General features: G+C 68.0%; 13 protein-coding genes. 7 read left to right on the top strand and 6 right to left on the bottom strand.

What is annotated here, in order from left to right:
• Position 1 precedes the first annotated feature (1 nt).
• Positions 2-403: a VOC family protein gene (locus tag AB0F43_RS02420; protein WP_360469511.1), complete on the bottom strand. Its 402-nt coding sequence runs from the start codon at positions 401-403 to the stop codon at positions 2-4.
• Between the two features lie 137 nt (positions 404-540).
• Here AB0F43_RS02420 and AB0F43_RS02415 point away from each other — a divergent pair, with 137 nt between their 5' ends.
• Together AB0F43_RS02415 and erpA are read left to right on the top strand one after the other, a co-directional pair.
• Positions 541-1,635, top strand: coding sequence for a glycerate kinase (locus tag AB0F43_RS02415; protein ID WP_360469508.1), 1,095 nt, complete (start codon positions 541-543; stop codon positions 1,633-1,635).
• Between the two features lie 197 nt (positions 1,636-1,832).
• Positions 1,833-2,189: an iron-sulfur cluster insertion protein ErpA gene (erpA, locus tag AB0F43_RS02410; protein ID WP_337005647.1), complete on the top strand. Its 357-nt coding sequence runs from the start codon at positions 1,833-1,835 to the stop codon at positions 2,187-2,189.
• 137 nt (positions 2,190-2,326) lie between these two features.
• On the opposite strand, the gene AB0F43_RS02405 is transcribed toward erpA, so the two are convergent.
• Positions 2,327-3,757 carry a DHA2 family efflux MFS transporter permease subunit gene (locus AB0F43_RS02405; RefSeq protein ID WP_360469504.1) on the bottom strand — a complete coding sequence of 477 codons (1,431 nt, stop codon included), beginning with the start codon at positions 3,755-3,757 and terminating at the stop codon, positions 2,327-2,329.
• 284 nt (positions 3,758-4,041) lie between these two features.
• Here AB0F43_RS02405 and AB0F43_RS02400 point away from each other — a divergent pair, with 284 nt between their 5' ends.
• Both AB0F43_RS02400 and AB0F43_RS02395 read left to right on the top strand, forming a co-directional pair.
• Positions 4,042-4,752, top strand: a complete 711-nt coding sequence (locus AB0F43_RS02400; protein ID WP_360469501.1) for a TetR/AcrR family transcriptional regulator — start codon at positions 4,042-4,044, stop codon at positions 4,750-4,752.
• 118 nt (positions 4,753-4,870) lie between these two features.
• Positions 4,871-5,347 carry a VOC family protein gene (locus tag AB0F43_RS02395; RefSeq protein ID WP_360469498.1) on the top strand — a complete coding sequence of 159 codons (477 nt, stop codon included), beginning with the start codon at positions 4,871-4,873 and terminating at the stop codon, positions 5,345-5,347.
• A 100-nt stretch (positions 5,348-5,447) separates the two neighbouring features.
• On the opposite strand, the gene AB0F43_RS02390 is transcribed toward AB0F43_RS02395, so the two are convergent.
• Together AB0F43_RS02390 and AB0F43_RS02385 are read right to left on the bottom strand one after the other, a co-directional pair.
• Positions 5,448-6,734 (bottom strand): M20 family metallopeptidase, encoded by a 1,287-nt coding sequence (locus tag AB0F43_RS02390; RefSeq protein WP_360469495.1) that lies wholly within the window; start codon positions 6,732-6,734, stop codon positions 5,448-5,450.
• 50 nt (positions 6,735-6,784) lie between these two features.
• A complete protein-coding gene (locus AB0F43_RS02385) occupies positions 6,785-7,723 on the bottom strand; it encodes an NAD(P)-dependent oxidoreductase (protein WP_360469492.1) in 939 nt (312 codons plus the stop codon).
• Positions 7,724-7,832: 109 nt separating this feature from the next.
• Here AB0F43_RS02385 and AB0F43_RS02380 point away from each other — a divergent pair, with 109 nt between their 5' ends.
• Positions 7,833-8,561: a class I SAM-dependent methyltransferase gene (locus AB0F43_RS02380; RefSeq protein WP_360469489.1), complete on the top strand. Its 729-nt coding sequence runs from the start codon at positions 7,833-7,835 to the stop codon at positions 8,559-8,561.
• 137 nt (positions 8,562-8,698) lie between these two features.
• Here AB0F43_RS02380 and AB0F43_RS02375 read toward each other — a convergent pair whose 3' ends face one another.
• Positions 8,699-10,102 carry a serine hydrolase gene (locus AB0F43_RS02375; protein WP_360469486.1) on the bottom strand — a complete coding sequence of 468 codons (1,404 nt, stop codon included), beginning with the start codon at positions 10,100-10,102 and terminating at the stop codon, positions 8,699-8,701.
• A 74-nt stretch (positions 10,103-10,176) separates the two neighbouring features.
• On the opposite strand from AB0F43_RS02375, the gene AB0F43_RS02370 reads away from it, so the two are divergent.
• Positions 10,177-11,052, top strand: coding sequence for a diacylglycerol kinase family protein (locus AB0F43_RS02370; protein ID WP_360469483.1), 876 nt, complete (start codon positions 10,177-10,179; stop codon positions 11,050-11,052).
• Positions 11,053-11,120: 68 nt separating this feature from the next.
• Complete coding sequence (locus AB0F43_RS02365; protein ID WP_360469480.1) at positions 11,121-12,098, top strand: serine hydrolase domain-containing protein; 978 nt, start codon at positions 11,121-11,123, stop codon at positions 12,096-12,098.
• Here the strand turns inward: AB0F43_RS02365 and pulA are convergent, their stop codons facing one another.
• Complete coding sequence (gene pulA / locus AB0F43_RS02360) at positions 12,099-17,783, bottom strand: pullulanase-type alpha-1,6-glucosidase (protein WP_360469478.1); 5,685 nt, start codon at positions 17,781-17,783, stop codon at positions 12,099-12,101.
• Between the last annotated feature and the right edge of the window lies 1 nt (position 17,784).

The following is a 17,784-nucleotide window of genomic DNA, read 5'->3' as shown; positions in this document are numbered from 1 at the left end:
GCTACTCGGGGTCGAATCGGGGCGGTCCATCGGGCGGCCATTCGACCAGTTCGATGCGGTAGCCGTCGGGATCGATGAGCCAGGACGTCTTCGGGCCTTCGGGGCCGCCGGGATATTCCACTGCTCCCAACTGCAGGCCGGCCTCGGTCAGGCGCTCGATGGTCTCGCTCAGCGACTCGACCTCGATCGCGAAGTGCTCGAAGCCGCCGATCTCCACCTTGCCGTCGCCGGGCCGGTGTACCAGCTCGAGCGACACCGCGTTCTCGCCGGGAAGCTTCAGCCAGACCAGGCTCGAGCCGTCGTCGAACGGCACGGTGGCGAGTTCGGTGTATCCCACAGTCCGGTAGAAGGCGAGCGAACGCTCGAGGTCGCTCACCCGGTACGCGAACAGGATTGTCTTCATGGCTGCCGATCCAACTGCCCCGCGCCGAGACGAGTCAACGGACCAGGTGCCAGTCGACCTCGAACTGCTCGATCACCGCGTGCGCAATGGTCGGGGTCGACACCCTCGATCGCGGGGTTGTGGGAGAGGATGTCGCCATGCGAGTGCTGATTGCGCCGGACAAGTTCGCGGGAACGCTGACCGCCGTGGAGGCGGCGGCCGCCATCGAGGAAGGCTGGCGGCGGCGGGACCCCGACGCGGAGGTGCTGGTCGCGCCGATGGCGGACGGCGGCCCCGGCTTCATCGACGTACTGTCGGCTGTCGTCGACGGCACCCTGCTGTCGGTCACCGTACGCGGACCGCTCGGCGAGGACACCCCGGCGACCGTGCTGCTCGCGGGCGAGACGGCGTACGTCGAAACCGCACAGGCCTGCGGGTTGCACCTGGTCGAGCCGAAGCAGCGCCGGCCGGAGGACGCGACGACGTACGGCGTGGGCCAGCTGATCGCCGCCGCGGTGGATGCCGGTGCGAAGCGGATCATCCTCGGGCTCGGAGGGTCCGGGACGAACGACGCCGGTGCCGGCATGCTGGCAGCGCTCGGTGCGACCGCCGCCGGGGGCCGCCTCGACGCCGGGGCGGCCGGGCTGGCGGCGCTGACCGAGGTCGATCTGGAGCCGGCCCGGACGCGGATGGCCGGGATCGAGTTCGTCGCGGCGAGTGACGTGGAGAACCCGATGCTCGGCCTGCGGGGCGCGACCAACGTCTTCGGTACGCAGAAGGGGATTGTCGACAATCGGAAACCTGAGGTGGACGGCTGGCTCACGCACTTCGCGGAGCTGGCGGACCGCAAGACCGCCGACAAGAAGGGTGCGGGCGCGGCCGGTGGACTCGGTTACGCACTGTTGCTGCTCGGCGCCGAACGGGTGTCCGGGATCGATCTCGTCGCGGAGCTGACCGGACTGAAGGAAAAGGCGTCCCGGGTCGATCTGGTGCTGAGTGGTGAAGGTGCCTTCGACTTCCAGTCCCGCGACGGCAAGGTGATCGCCGGGGTCGCGAAGGTGGCCAACGACGCGATGCGGCCCTGCGTCGTACTGGCCGGGAAGGTCCTGATCGGGTCCCGCGAGATGCGCACGATGGGCGTCGAGTCGGCGTACTCGCTGGTCGACGCGGTGGGCGAGGCGCAGGCGTTCGCCGACCCGCACGGCTCCCTGGCCGCCGTCGCGGAGCGTGTCGCCCGGACCTGGGCCCGCTGACGACCGGCCCACGACGGGGGATGTGGGGTCGAAACGGCGTCCGGTGAGCGAGGCAGGTAGTTGATCCGGGAAATTGATGTGCGACCATGGGAATGGTTCCGGATCGACGGTTGTTGGCCCGGAATGACAGCGGACTTTCCGCGCGCGGCTGCCTGACCACCAGCAGCCGGGCGCTCACGAGATGACTGGAGTCAGGAATGACTGAAGCGCAGACCGAGCAGGCCGTCGCCACGGGTGTGATCCTCACCGACGGGGCCGCCGCCAAGGTGAAGGCGCTGCTCGAGCAGGAAGGCCGCGACGACCTCGCGCTGCGGGTCGCCGTACAGCCGGGTGGTTGCTCCGGGCTGCGGTACCAGCTGTTCTTCGACGAGCGTCAGCTCGACGGCGACGTGGTGGCCGACTTCGACGGTGTGAGCGTCGTGACCGACCGGATGAGCGCGCCGTACCTGAAGGGCGCCTCGATCGACTTCGTCGACACCATCGAGAAGCAGGGCTTCACCATCGACAACCCGAACGCCACCGGCTCCTGCGCCTGCGGCGACTCGTTCAACTGACGTACGCCGACAGCCCCGCTCCTCACCCGAGGAGCGGGGCTGTCGCACGCCGCGGCGTCGACCTTGGCCCGGTCTTGATGGCGGCTTGTTGCACCGACTGCGGGTTACAGCACGTCAGGCGTCAAACAACCTGCTGGTCAGTGGGCCGAGGCTCCTTCGCGGGCGCGCTTCGGCAGCAGCCAGGTGACCGCGAAGCTCACCACGAACAGGCCGATCGCGACCAGCACCGTGTTCTTGGTGGCGCCGAGGAAGGCGTGGTCAGGCAGTAGCTGGAAGAAGATCGTGCCGATCACCGCGACCCCGATCGCCCCGCCGAACTGCTGCATCGCTGTCAGTACGCCGGACGCCGACCCCGCGGCCTGATCCTCGACCGAGGCCAGGATGATGTCGAACAACGGCGCGAACACGAGCCCCGCACCGATCCCGGTGGCCAGGGTCGCCGGAACCAGGTTCCAGATCGTCGTCGCGTCGCCGTACGTGTGCAGGGTGAACCACACGCCGCCCATCGCCAGGGTCATCACGATCACGCCGAGTTGGAGCGCCTTGCGGCCGAGCTTCGGCGCGAGCAGTCCGCCGGACAGCGGCGCGCCGATGGCGATCCCTAGGGAGAAGGGCACCATCGCGAGACCGGCCTTCAACGGGCTGTAGTGCAGGCCGAGCTGGGTGAACAGGTTGAACACCAGCATGAAACCGGACATCGCCAGGAAGAACGTGGTGATCACGCCGAGGCCGGCGACGTACCCGCGGCTCCGGAACAGCGACGGGTCGATGACCGGGTTGCCGGAACGGCGCTCGCGCCAGCCGAACAGGGCGAACACCGGTACGGACGCGGTCAACATCAGGATTGTCCACAACGGCCAGCCGAGCTCACGGCCCTGGACGAGCGGATAGATCAGCAGCCCGGATGCCAGGCTGACCAGGATCACGCCGACCGCGTCGAGTCGGGAGGCGCCCGGCGTCTTCACCTCGGGCATGAAGCGGAGCGCGCCGAACAGGGCGAGCACACCGATCGGGATGTTGATGAAGAAGATCATCCGCCAGCCCGCGTCGAACCAGTTCGCGTCGATCAGCACACCGGCGATGATCGGTCCGGCGACGGCCGACAATCCCATCACCGGGCCGAACATCGCGAAGGCCTTGCCGATCTCATCCGGCGGGAAGACCGCCTTCAGAATCGCGAACCCCTGCGGGATCATCACCGCCCCGAGCAGACCCTGCGCGACCCGGCTGCCGATCAACAGTTCCGGCGAGGTGGCGAACCCGCAGAGCGCGGAGGCGACGGTAAACCCGAGCGCCCCGATCAGGAACAGTCGCCGCCGCCCGACGAGATCGCCAAGCCGGCCAAAACTGATCAGCCCGATCGCGAACGCCAGCGTGTAGCCCGCCAGCATCCACTGCATCGCCGACTCCGACCCACCCAGTTCGCCCCGGATCGACGGCGCCGCAATGTTGACAATCGTCGCGTCGACAAGATCCATGATCTCGGCCACGAGCACAGTCGCCAGCACAATCCAGCGCCAGCGGTACGGCGTACGCGCACCGCCAGCCGAATCCGCCGGACCGTCCACACCTGACCCGGACGACCCCAGGACACCGACCCCGGCCGACGTCGACCCATCGGCCGTGGCTGATCCGGACGATCCCGGCGCACCGACGTGGGTAGGGGTTGACGGGCTTGGTGTCGGTGGAGCGCCGGGGTTTGGCGTGGTGGGTGGGGTGGGGGGTTCGGGGGAGGTAGTGGTCGAGGTGCTCATCATGGGCTCCAGATGTTTCGAACGGTGTTCGTTGACGAACACTGTTCTAACGACGAACGGTGTTCCTGTCAAGTACGGTGTTCGCTACAGTGGGGGCCATGACACAGTCGCCGTGGCAGCCGATCACTCCCGCGAAGCCCGCGCGCTCGCCGAAGGAACCGCTCACTCGGGATCGGATTGTCGACGCGGCGATGCGGTTGCTGGTCGAGCAGGGGTACGACGCGGTCTCGATGCGCAAGGTCGCCCAGGCGCTCGGTACCGGACCCGCATCGCTCTACGCCCACGTCGCGAACAAGAAGGAGCTCGACCAACTCCTCGTCGACCGCGCGGCACAGGACATGAAGCTCCCGGAGAACCCGGATCCGGACCGCTGGCAGGAGCAGTTGAAGGACGCGATGCGCGAGATGCTCCGCGTGATGCGAGCGAATCCCGGTGTCGCCCGGGCCGCGATCGGTCAGGTCCCGCTAGGCGAGCGGGCCATGCTCAGCACCGAGCGAATCCTCGCCATCCTGAAGGCCGGCAACCTCCCCGACCAAGCGGCCGCGTGGGCGGTCGACCTGATCCCGCTGTACGTCACCGCCGTCTCTTTCGAGGAGACAGTGCAAGGCGCCGCGGGCTGGAGCAAGGAAGACGTCGAACGCTTCGTCGCCGGCCTCCGCTCCTACTTCGAGTCCCTCCCACCCGACCGCTTCCCCCTCACCATCGCCCTCGCCGGCGCCATGACCGCCGGCTCCGCTGGCGACGAACGCTTCGAATTCGGCCTGACAGTCCTCACCGCCGGCCTAGCCTCCCTAGCCACCCCCACCTAACCCACCCACCCCCCGACAGAGTCGTGCGTACAAACATCCCCGGTGGCAGTCGAGGACAGAAGCTGTCCGGTTCTCCGTCTAGCGTTGCTCGTGTTCAGCAGCGAGTGGAGGAGATCAGATGCCGATTCCCGAGGGATATACGACCGTGACGCCGTGGATCATCGGGCCGGACACGGATGGGTTGATGGACTGGTTGACGCGGGCGTTCGGAGCCGAGGAGATCGATCGGGTGGTGGGTCCGGACGGGCGGATCGGGCACGCGGAAATGCGGGTCGGGAACGCGATCGTGATGATGTTCGACGCCAGGCCGGAGTGGCCGGCGACGCCCGCTTTCCTTCGCCTGTACGTCGACGACGCGGAGGCCGTGCACGCACAGGCGGTCGCGGCGGGCGGGACGTCGGTGACCGAGGTGACGCATCTGTTCTTCGGCGACACGGTGGGACGGGTGCGGGACCCGTTCGGCAATCTCTACTGGATCCAGACCCGGATCGAAGAGGTGTCCGAGCAGGAGATGATGGAGCGCTTGGCGGATCCCGAGTTCACCCGCCGGATGGAGTACGTCCAAGGCGCCGACTTCTTCCCCGGCCGCGACTGACCGCCGCCCCCGCCGCCTTCACGACAAGGCACCGAGCCGGCGTCAGGCCGATGGGGGCGCTTGGACCACCGGCAGCGCGGGGGGAGGTGGTGTGGGCGGGTTAGGTGAGTAGGCGGAGGGCGGTGAGGGTATAGGTGCGGGCTGCGGTGACGAGGTCGGTGATGGGGACGGATTCGTCGGCTCGGTGGGCTTGGCTGGTGACTGAGCCGGGGCCGAGGACGACGACAGGCACGCCGAGGTCGCGGGCGACGTACCCACCGTCGCAGGCGGCGGTCCAACCGGCGAGAGGGAGATCAGGGCCGCCGGCATCGATCCGGGCTGTTTCGACCACTTGTACGAGTTCTGCGTCAGCAGCTGTTTCGAAGGCGGGCATCTCCATCGGCATCTCGAGTTCGACGGACAATCCGCGGTCCTCGAGTCGCAACGCCGCCACGCGGGAACGCAGGTCGTCGAGTACGGCGGCCGGCGACTCGCCAGGCAGTAGCCGTCGATCCGCGACGATCACGCATTCGGCCGGCACGATGGAACCGCCCGTACCGCCGTTGATCTGCCCAACGCTCCAGGTCGCGGGGCCGAGCAGGGGATGGGGATCGGCAGCCAGTTCGGTGTGCAACCGTTCGATCTCGGCGACCACGGCGGCGGCTCCGTAGATCGCGTTGGCGCCGTCGTCCGGATTGCCGGCATGACAAGCCCGGCCGTGGATCGCGATCCGCAGATACGAATCACCCCGCGCCGCAATGATTGTCTGCACATCGGTCGGCTCAGCCGTGATACAGCCAACAAACCCCGCGTCCACCGCACCACGAGACTCCACACCACCACGAGCATCCGCGTCGCCGCGTGCGTCGATCCGTCCGGGCCCGTCCGCGCTGGCGGGACTGTTGCCGGTGCGAGGTGTGGTGCGGCGGGTTTGGGCGACGTAGGCGCGGATGCCTTTGCCGGTCTCTTCCTCGTCCACTACGGCGGCTAGTTCGACGGGGCCGCTCAAGTTGGTGCCGCGTAGCGCGGCCAGTGCGATCAGGGCGGCGGCGAGGCCGCCCTTCATGTCTGACGCGCCACGGCCGTAGATGCGGCCGTCCTTCACGATCCCGCCGTACGGATCCGTCGTCCAGCCGTCACCGACCGGTACGACGTCCGTGTGCCCGAGGATCAACAGACCGGGACCGTTGCCCCCGGCAACCTTGATGCTGAGGTTGTCCCGGCCGGGTTCGACCGGTGAGGTCACCACCTCGAGCCCGAGCTCGCGCGCCGCCGCGGCGAGTACGGCGACGGTCGCGGCCTCCTCGCCGGGTGGGTTCTGCCCGGTCGCCTGCAGCAACTGGCAGGTGACCCGCACCAGCAGCTCTTCGTCGATCCGATCGAGGACGTCCTGTTCGGCGGGGGTCATGAACATCCAGCCTAGGGCGCAGAACCTCGGCGAGCTGGCGGACCGGCGAGCTAAAGGCCCTTGCGGAAGCCTTCTCGCCAGGACGCGTAGCCCGGTTGCCAGTTGAAGGTTGCCTTGGCCAACGTGTTGTCGACGCCCCGGATGGTGGTGAAGGCGGCGACGCCGGCGTCGCCGACGGCCAGGCGGGCCAGCCAGGTGGGGATGTGGCGCGGGGGCTTGGCGCCCAGGATGCGGGCGAATTCCGGCAGCCAGACCGCCGCGGGCGCCGGGTCGTCGTCCGCGATCTGGTAGATGCCGGTGGCATCGCTCTCGATCGCCTTCACCGTCGCGTCGGCCGCGTCGTCGTAGTGGATGAACGACCACACGCCGGCGCCGTCGCCGATCAGGGGGAGTTTGCGCTTCCGGATCAGTTCGACGATCGAGCCGCCCTGACCGATGTCGCCGGTCGGTCCGTAGAAGCTGGCGTACCGCAGCGCGATGCCCTCGATCCCGTCGGCGTTGGTGACGGCCGACTCGAGGTATTTGATCCCGGCCATCGTCTGCCGCTGCGCGGGCACCGGGTCGGGGTCGAGCGGATCCGCCTCGGTCTTGGTCGCGGATCCGCCGTGTTGCAAGTTCCAGCCGGCGTACGACTGGACGACGAACCGTCGTACGCCGGCAGCCTGGGAGGCGGCGAGCAGGTTGTCGGTGCCTTCGGTGCGGAGCCGGTTCGTCAGCGCGAAGCTCTGGTCGAACCGCTTGAGGTCGATACCGCCCTTGAGGGCCGTCATCTGGTGTACGACGACCTCCGGCCGGACCGAGTCGACCGCGGACTTCACCGCGGCGGCGTCGAGGCCGTCCGCCAGCACCACGTCGGCACCCTGCGCCCGTACGCCGGCCGCACCGGACTCGGACCGGATCATCCCGGTCACCTCGTGCCCGGCCGCGACCAGCTTCGGTACCAGTGACCGGCCCAGTCCGCCGGTCGCACCTGCCACCAAGACCTTCATCTCAGTTCCTCCGTCGTCTGTTGTGACAACCCGGAGGACACGCGCCGACATCAGCCTGTGACAGTGACGACGGTCACGTCTTAATGGTAATGATTGTCGTATGCAAACTATGAGTAGCTGGCTCGAGCGGTGGGACGCTGTCCTGGCCGGACACTTCCCGGGCCGGGACCAGGAGTTCGAGCTCGCCCTCACCGTGATCCAGCGGCTCGTCGGTAGGCCGAAGAAACTCGTGGACCTCGCCTGCGGACCGGGTTCACTGGCGCTCCGGGCGGCCCGGCGATTCCCGGAGGCCGAGATTCTGGGCGTGGACCTGGACCCGGTGCTGCTGGAGATCGCGCGCGGCGCGGCCGGATCCGAGCGGGTGCGGTTCGTCGACGGCGATCTGCTCGATCCCGGCTGGAGCCGGCCGTTGGGGGAGGTCGATGTCATCTGTGCCACTGCCGCGCTGCACTACCTGGATCCGGCTGAGCTGCCTAGGCTGGCGGGCATTCTTGCCGACGGCGTTCGGGTCGATGGTGTTGTGCTGATCTCGGACACGTTCCGCATCGGGGTTCCCCGGCTGGACTCGATGGTTGGCGACCTGCGCCGGCGCGCACTTTCGGCGCACGAAACCGCGGCGCACGAGGGGGAGACCTGGTCCTCGTGGTGGTCGGCCGTCGCAGCCGAACCTGCCTTCGCGGACCTGCTCCGGCTCCGCGACCAGCGGCTCGGCTCCGGCTACGAAGGTCTTACCGCCACCCTTGACGAGGCCGTCGAGACCCTTCGGCAAGCCGGTTTCGCCGAGGTCGCGCCGATTCGTCAGGACGTCGGTAACTTCCTGCTCGTCGCGATCCGCTGACAACCGGGCGTACGACGACCGGCCCGAACTGATGTGGATCGGGCATCCGACGGACCAGAGGCATCTGTGAGTCAGGACCTGTTGAGGATCGGGGGATCGGGGGTGCGGCGCGGAGTTGCCGTGATCGGGGTGGAAGCTCAGGCGGTTGAGGTGACGGTGAAGGTGGTTGGACCGAAGGAGACGTTGAGGTTGACAGCGATAGTCATCTGGCCGTCGGCAGTGCGGCAGGCTGCGGACGCGACGAACGGGGTCTCGAGCCATCTGAAGGTGGCGACGAACGCGTCGCCTTCGGCGTAGGCGCTGGTGACGATGCGCTGGCCCGGCTCGGTGACGGCATCGCGCGACACGCCCGGAATCCTCTGCTCGCGCCAGCCGCCGGGTGCGCAGACGATCTCGTACGAACCATGTGATCCCTGCTCGACCTCGGCGAAGGTGAAGGTCCCGGTCCCGTCCGGATCCAGCCGGACCGCGCTCAGGCCGGCTTCGTTCGCCGCGAAGCGGTAGGTGTGTCCGTCACCGCCCGTCGGCGATGGACCACTTGGTGGCGGCAGCTCCAGCCGGTCCGGCTTGGTAACCGGGGTGACCTCTTTGCCTTCGAGGACGGGAAGGAGGTGGTCCCACACCGTGTCCAAGACCGCCTGCATGTCGAACGTCGCGCCGGTCAGGATGAGCGCGGCGTCGTACTCCGGGAAGATCAGGCAGAACTGGCCGAACGCGCCGTCGCCACGGTAGGTGTTGTGCCGGCCGCGCCAGAACTGGAAGCCGTACCCCTGCTGCCAGTCCGGATTCGCCTCGTTGTCGTTGGGCACCTGCTTCGACGTCGCGGCCTCGAACCACTCGGCCGGGACCAGCTGCTTGCCCTCCCACACACCGCGCTGCAGCAACAGCTGCCCGAAACGGGCCAGCGACTCGGTGTTCAGGCTCAGCCCCCAGCCGCCGGTGGTGATCCCCTCCTTCGATACCTGCCAGGTCGCCTCCGAAGCGCCGAGCGGCTCGAACAGCCGCGGCCGCAGGTAGTCCAGCAGGGTCTCACCGGTCAGCCGCTGCAGGATCGCGGACAGCACGTACGTCGCGCCGCTGTTGTAGACGAACACCGTGCCCGGCTCGTGCTCGACGTCGAGACCGAGGAAGACCTTCACCATCCGGCGGTCCCGGCTGAGCGCCTCGACGGTGTCCTTGCTGTGCCCGGTCGTCATGGTGAGCAGGTGCCGGACCGTCATCGCGGCCAGGTGGTCGCTGATCGTCTCCGGCAGTTCGTCGGGGCCGAAGAACGAGACCACCGTGTCGTCGAGCGACAGCAGGCCGGCGTCGATCGCCAGCCCGACGGCAGTCGAGGTGAAGCTCTTCGACACCGAGAACAACATGTGCGGGTCGGTCAGCCGGTACGGCGACCAGGCGTCCTCGAGGACGACGTGACCGTGCCGCAGCAGCATCACGGTCTGGATCTCCTGGCCGGACGAGTCGAGCGCGCCGACGAAGGCGTCGAGCGCGGCACCGGATAGTCCCTGGTCCTGTGGGGTACTCCGTGGAAGGCTGCTCATTCCCCGCACGTTATCCGCTGGAACGGACAGAAAACTTGGAAAGTCCACAACCGGCCCCGTCGAGACGGGCCGCGGTGATCCTGAACCCCACGAAGGTGCTGGATGTCGACGAGTTCCGCCGTACGGTCGACGCCGCGCTGACCGAGCGTGGGTTCGACGACTCGCTCTGGCTGGAGACGACCGTGGACGACGCCGGATCGACGATGGCCAAGCGGGCGATCGAGGAGACGGTCGACCTGGTCGTGGTGGCCGGCGGGGACGGCACCGTGCGGGTGGTCTGCGCCGAGCTGGCGAGGAGCGGGATCCCGGTGGCGGTGCTGCCGGCCGGGACAGGCAACCTGCTGGCCCGCAACCTCGGCATCTCGCTGGATCTCGAGGTCGCCCTGGCCGAGCTGCTCGGTGGCGGCGAGCAGCGGATTGACAGCGTCCAGATCGAGGGGGACGAGCTGCCGACCGACCGGTTCGTCGTGATGGCGGGCCTGGGGCTCGACGCCGCGATCATCGCGGACGCTCCCGACGAGCTGAAGAAACGGGTCGGCTGGGCCGCGTACGTCGTGGCGACGCTGAAGAACCTCAACCATCCCTTCGTCCGGGTCGAGATCATCGTGGACGATCGTCCGCCGGTACGACGCCGCGCGCGGACCGTGGTGATCGGCAACGTCGGGACCCTGCAGGCGAACATCCCGCTGCTGCCGAACGCCGTACCGGACGACGGGCTGATCGACGCCGTCGTGCTCGCGCCACGGAGGATCACCCAGTGGCCCCGGCTCGCGGCGAGCCTGGTGGTGAAACCGTTGCGCGAGCGCCACGTCCAGCGGTTCACCGGCCAGCGGATCCAGGTCACCGCGGCGAAGGTGGTACGACGGCAACTGGACGGTGACACGATCGCGGACGGTCGCACGTTGAGTGCGTCGGTCGATCCGTCAGCCCTGGTCGTCCGGGTGCCGTGACCGCTGCAGGTCTTCGCCGACCCCTGGTCTGACGCCGCCGAAAGCAACTCGCCTGGCACAGTGACCACATGCAGAAGCTTCTCGCCTCCATGGTGCAAGACGGCGCGGCCGGGGTGCTGCTCCACTTCCGATCCCCCGAGCAAACCTGGATCGGCTCGACCGGCGTCGCCGAGCTCGGCACAGATCGTCCGGTCGATCCCGACGGCTGGTTCCGGGCCGGCAGCATCACGAAGACCTTCACCGCTGTTGTCGTCCTGCAACTGGTGGGAGAGGGCAAGCTGCGGTTGGAGGCGCCCGCCAGAGACTGGCTGCCGAAGGTGCCGGCGGGGATCAGCGTGCGGCAGCTGCTCAATCACACGAGCGGGCTCTACAACTACACCGACGACCTGCCCGAGCCGGCCGGCATCGTCCGTGACCGCTACCTGCACCGCGATCCGGAGGAGTCGCTGGCGGTGGGCTTGGCGAAGCCGTTGCTGTTCGAGCCGGGAAGCTCGTGGTCCTACTCGAACACCAACTACGTCGCCCTCGGCCTGCTGATCGAGGCAGTGACGGGCAATGCGTACGGCGACGAGGTGCGCGAGCGGATCCTGCGGCCGCTGGAACTCGAGCGAACCCTGCTGCCAGGCGACGACGCGAACCTGCCTGAGCCTCATGCGCACGCATACCTGCCCGTCGACGGCGAGCTGGTGGATCTGGCGCGGTTCAACGCCTCGCAGGCATGGGCCGCCGGCGAGGTGGTGTCGACGGCTGCCGACCTCAATCGGTTCTATGCGGCGGTGCTCGGTGGCGAACTACTCGCGGCGGCCGAGCAGGACGCGATCCTGACCGCCGTACCGGTGGATGACTCCTTCGGGTACGGGCTCGGCATCGAGCGGCGCCGGCTGCCCGGTGGACGGATCGTCTGGGGACACACCGGTGGGATCTTCGGCTATCTGACCCTCAGCTATCACTCCCCGGATCTTTCCCACCAGTTGACCTTGTCCCGCACTGGCACAAGTCGGGAGGAACCGGAGACCGGCCAGGTGCTGGCCGGTCTCCTTGGCTGACTACTTCTGCACCAGTACGGCGACCGTGCGGGCCGGCACGGTGACGGTGCCGGTCGCGGGGGTCCAGGTTGTTTGCTTGACGACCGGGTCCGAGCCGCTGGCCTGGATTGGGGACAGGGACAGGTTGGCGCCGGTCAGGCCCGGGATCTGCTGGGTGACGGCCGAGCCGGTGGAGTTGAAGACGACCAAGACGCCCTTCAGCGCCGGGTCGACGTCGGGGCCGACGGTGTCGTCGATGCGCATCGTGATGACGCCGGGGGTCGCACCGCTCACGGGGAAGCTGAGCTTGGTGTTGATCAGGTCGGCGGAGCCCAGGCGGAACAGCGGTGTGGAGAAGCGGAGCTTCAGGAGGTCGGCGGCGGCTGTCGAAGCCGTCGTCACGTCCGCCGCGGTGGGCTTGAGGGCCGGGTTGGCCAGCAGCGGCTTCATGAACGGCCACTTGGCCTCGTTGTCCGGTTTGGGCGGCAGGCCGTGGCCGAAGCCGTTGTCGGCACCGGTCCAGTCGAGCATGTTGAACCAGTCGCCGGAGTCGTACGAGTTCCGGTCCAGCGACTTGCTCCGCAGCAGATCCGCACCCGCGTGCCAGAACGACGGGGTCTGCGCCAGCGCGGTCGTTGCCAGCGACACCGTGTTCATCCGGATCCGGTCCGGCATGGTCAGTGCTGTCGGCAACTTGTACGTCAGTGCGTCCCACAACGTCTCGTTGTCATGGGCATCGACGTACGTGACCACCTCGTCCGGCCGGTCGGCGTACCCGGCCGGCGAACCGTTGTAGTCGACGCCGTCACCCCGCACGACGGCACCCGTCTCGGCGGAGCGGAACGAGAATCCCCGCAGGTTGGCGGCCAGTCCGAGCTGGACCAGGTCGGTGTCGTGGGCGAGGCGCTTCGCGCGATCGGCCGGGGAGCCGTTGACGGGGTCACCGTTCGGGTCGCTCGCGGCGCCGGAGCCGAAGCCCTGGATCCGCGGGTTCTCGTCGAACGGGCCACCGCCGCGCACGCCGTCGCGCAGCCGGTCGGAGAACGTGCCGATACCGGTGCCGCCGAGGTTGCCCTGCCGGGCCTGGACGAACCGCGCGTCGTTCGCGACCTCGCCGAAGTTCCAGCCCTCGCCGTAGACGTAGACGCTCTTGCCGTCCACGCCGTCCTTGGCCAGGGTGAGCTGGTCGAGGGCTGCCCGGACCTTGAGCATGTTCGCCTTGCTGTGGTGACCCATCAGGTCGAAGCGGAAGCCGTCCACGCGGTAGTTGCGGGCCCAGCTGACGGTGCCGTCGACCATGATCTTCTCGGCCATCGCGTGCTCGGTGGCGATGTTGCTGCAGCAGGTCGACGTCTCCACCTTGCCGGTCGCGTTCAGCCGCTGGTAGTAGCCGGGCACGACCTTGTCCAGCACGGATGTCGGCGCCTGGCCGGCTGACGGCGTGTGGTTGAAGACCTGGTCCAGTACGACGCGCAGCCCGGACTTGTGCAGTCCGCCGACCATCGTGCGGAACTCGGCGACCCGGGCCAGACCGTCGCGTTGGGTCGCGTAGGAACCCTCTGGCGCGAGCCAGTGGAATGGGTCATAACCCCAGTTGAAGCCGTCCTTCGCCGCGACCGCGGTGACACAAGCCTGCTGCTGCTCGGAATCGGGCGCGAAGGACTTGAGGTCGCAGGCCGGTGATTGCTGGCCGGTCTCCGGGATCGACGCGATGTCGAAGGTCGGCAACAGGTGGACCGTGTTCAGCCCGGCCGCCGCGAGGGCCCGCAGATGTTTGGTGCCGTTGCCTTCGTCGGCGAAGGCAAGGTACGTGCCACGGTGTGCGGCCGGCACAGTGGTGTCGTTGACGGAGAAGTCGCGGACGTGCAGTTCGTAGATCGTCGAGTCGACCGCCCGGGCCAGTTTCGGCGACGGCGTCTTCGACCACAACGCCGGCTTGCCGGCCGGATCGGCGAGGTCGACCGCGACCGAATGCGTCGAGTCGGTGGTGAGTGCGAGCGAGTACGGATCGGTGACGACGTTCATCTCCACCTTGCCGGTCGACGGCGCGAACACGGTCACCTGATAGCGGTACGCCGCGTTCTTCCACGACCGTGGACCGTTCACGAACCAGGAGCCGTCGTCGTTGCGCCGCATGGGGATCGTCTGCGATCCGACAATCAGATTGACCTTTTGTGCGGTCGGCGCCCAGAGCGTGAACCGCGGCGCCCCGCCTTGCCACGTCACGCCGTACGAGCGGTTCGTCGCCGAGGCGCCGTACAGGTCGTCGAGAACGCCGGGGATCTGTACGCCGGTCGCGTCGATCAGGCGTCCGGCGTCGTCGTACCGCGCCAGTCCGAGTTGTCCGGTCAGGATCTTGCGGGCATCGGCCTGGCCGAGCCGTAAGGCCGTATAGCCCTTCAGCGCCGGGAACTTCGCGAGCACGGCCGGTGGTATCCCGGCAGCGTCGTAGCGGAGGCCGGTCGACGTACCGCCGATGTCGTCCGCGTCGACCTTGAGTGAGCCGTCGTACGACCAGTGCAGCCGCCAGCGGAAGTGCTCCGGATGGGCGACCGCTGGTACGGCGAGGAGGTCCTTGCCGACCCAGTACGCCTTGGCCTGGCTGAGGTCCGGCTGGGCGCCCGGCGTCGACGTCGTGACGGTCAGCATGTGAGTCGCAAGGACGTAGGAGAAGGTGACGACCAGCCCCTCCGCCGGCACCGTGATCGGAATGTTGTTGGCCGGGTAGCTCTCGTCCCAGGACAAGTTGTGCGCAACCTTCGCCTCATAGCTGCCCGCTCCGATCTCGCTCGTCGACCACGTGTACGTGCCGTCGCCGTCCTGGTCCGTCAGCCAGGGTCGCATGCAGGCGGGGTCCCAGTCGGTGGGGCAACCCAGCTCGGACTGGAAGGTGCCCGGCACGGTGATGATCGGCCCCTCGGCAGTCGACGTGACGTAGTGGCGGCCGTGCTCGTAGTAGAAGCTGACCGGTCCGTTCGGTGCCGTGTAGGAGATGTTGGCACCGTTCTGGTTGCCGCCGGCACCGTAGTTCTCGTCCCACGTCTTGTTGATCGCGGCCTTGTAGGCGTGCTCACCGGCCGGGATCGTGTACTTGCCTTTCCAGACCTTGTCCTTCGGGTCCAGCGTCAACTGCGCCTGGTCGCAGTCCGGCGACCAGTCAGCCGGGCAGCCCATCTCACTGTTGTGGTCGCCGGGCACGCTGACGTTGGCCGGCTGTACGACCGGTCCGGTCCCGCCGCCACCCCCACCCGGCTTCGGTGCGTCGCCGACCACGCCGTACGACCCCGACACCGAGTAGTTGCCGGACACATCCTTCAGGACGGCGCGGTACTCGAGCAGGGTGCCCTTCGGCAGGCCGGACACGTCCTGGAACACCCGGTACGGCGCGTTGTCGTCGGAGCCGAGTCGCTGCCAGGCCGTCGTACCCACGGGCCGGTAGCCGAAGGTGACGGTCACCGGAGTGTTCTCCGGCACCTCTGCACCGATCTCGGCGCGCCCACCGACCGTCGCACCAAGCTCCGGCGAGCTCATGTGGACCGCGGGCGCTTTGGTCCGGTGCGGGACCTTGCTGGTCGCCTGGTACACGGTCACGGACAACGGCGCCTGGTTGACCACGACCCTGCCTTCGCGGTCCGTCTTGAGCGGCTTCGAGCCGCCGTAGACCGGCTTCAACCAGGTGTTCGGTCCGTACGTCGGGACGGTTGCCGACTGTGCGGTTGTCGCGTTGTTGGCAATCACCAGGTACTCGACGTTGTCGTTGCCGAGCCTGCTGAACGCGTACAGTCCGCCCGAGTTCGACGAGTAGCGGTGGATCTGGCGGCCGTCGGCGAGCGCCGGGTGCTGCGCCCGGAGCTTCTGCAACGCCGCGATGTGCTTGTACATCGGCGCGTTGACGTCGTACCGGTCCTGGCTGCCGATGGTCGTCGTGCCGGTGCCGTCGACGATCTCGTCGTCCTTGTAGTCGGTGGTCTGGGTTGCGAACATGTCCTGGCGCGCACCCTTGTCTCCACCGGCGCCGGTGAAGCCCTGCTCGTCGCCGTAGTAGATGACCGGCTGGCCGCGGGTCAGGAACATCAGCGAGTGCGCCAGCTTGTCGCGCGCCAGCAACTCCTGCCCGGACGCGCCGGCCTGCTTGAGGAACGTGCCGACCCGGCCCATGTCGTGGTTGCCGAGGAAGGTCGGCAGTTGGTACGCGTTCGAGTCCGCATCGGTGTAGTAGTCGTCTGCGGCGTAGAAGTCGCGCAGCTTCGTGCTCGGGTCGCCCTTGGCGAAGGCGACCGCGTTCTGCTGGAAGCCGAAGTCGAGCGTCGCCTGCAACGCACCCTGGGTGGTGTACGTCGACATGAACTTCGGATCGGCGTCGAAGACCTCACCGAACATGAAGAAGTCCTCCGATCCGGCACCGCGAGCGGCGGCCAGGATCGCCGGCGAGAACTTCTGCCAGAACTCCATGTTGACGTGCTTGACGGTGTCGATCCGGAACCCGTCGATACCGAACTCGGCCCACGCCTTGTAGACGTCGATCATCCCGTCCCGCACCTTGGGCTGCTCGGTGAACAGGTCGTCCAGCCCGACGAAATCGCCGTACTCCGCCGATTCACCGGCGAAGGTGGAGTCGCCGCGGTTGTGGTACAGCGTCGGGTCGTTCAGCCAGGCAGGCACCTTCACGGTCTCGTCGGCCGGGGTCCGGAACACCGGGACGTTCGGGAACGACACGTTCTTGTCCAGCGGCGGGAACGTGTCACCTGCCGCGTAGTCCTTGTCGTCGAACACGTTGCCGGAGGCATCCTTGTACGGCGACGTGGACTTCGGGATGTAACCGTACTGGCCGGACTGGTAGGCGATCACGTCCGCGGTGTGGTTGGTGATGATGTCGAAGAAGACCTTCATCCCCTTGCCGTGGGCGAGGCTGATCAGCTTCTTCATGTCCGCGTTGGTGCCCAGGTGCGGGTCGATCTGGGTGAAGTCGGTGATCCAGTAGCCGTGGTACCCGGCGCTGACGTCGTTGCCGGCGCCCTGGACCGGACGGTTCTTGAACGACGGCGTGAGCCAGATGGACGTCGTACCGAGGGACTTGATGTAGTCGAGCTTCTGGATCACACCGGTCAGATCGCCGCCGTGGTAGAAGCCCTTGTCCGTCGGGTCGAGGCCGGTGGCGAGGCGATCACCGGTCAGTCCGCCGGCGTCGTTGGACGGGTCCCCGTTCGCGAACCGGTCCGCCATCACGAAGTAGAACCGTTCCTTCGTGAGGTCCTCCCGCAGACTCGGCGTCGACAACGCTTTGTCCGCCGGAGTCACCGCCGGACCCGCGAGGTCGACCGGCTTCACGGTGACGACGTGGCTGGTGTCGTCATAGCTGAAGGAGAGCTTGGCCGGTCCCTCGATCCGCAGCGGGATGTTCGGCCCGTTCAGTACGCCGCCGGCGCCGTAGTTCTCGTCCCAGCTGCCGTTGACGGTCACCTTGAACTCGTACGACCCGGCCGGCACGCCGAACACCTTCGCGTACGGCGCCGCCGCACCGAGACTCGTCGCCGTACACGCCGGATCCCAGTCACCCGGGCACCCCAGCTCGCTCTGCAGCGACCCCGCCAGCGTGATCACCCGATCGGCCGCCGGCCGGGCCGGCGCGGGTGCCGCCGTACCCAGTCCGAGTACCACCACCGCCGCCGCGGTGAACCCCGCCGTCCATCGCCTGAACCCGCGCATC

This window comes from Kribbella sp. NPDC023972 (assembly GCF_040639075.1).
GTDB lineage: Bacteria > Actinomycetota > Actinomycetes > Propionibacteriales > Kribbellaceae > Kribbella.
The sequence above is the reverse complement of the archived record's forward strand: the minus strand, read 5'-3'. Positions and strand labels throughout refer to the sequence as shown.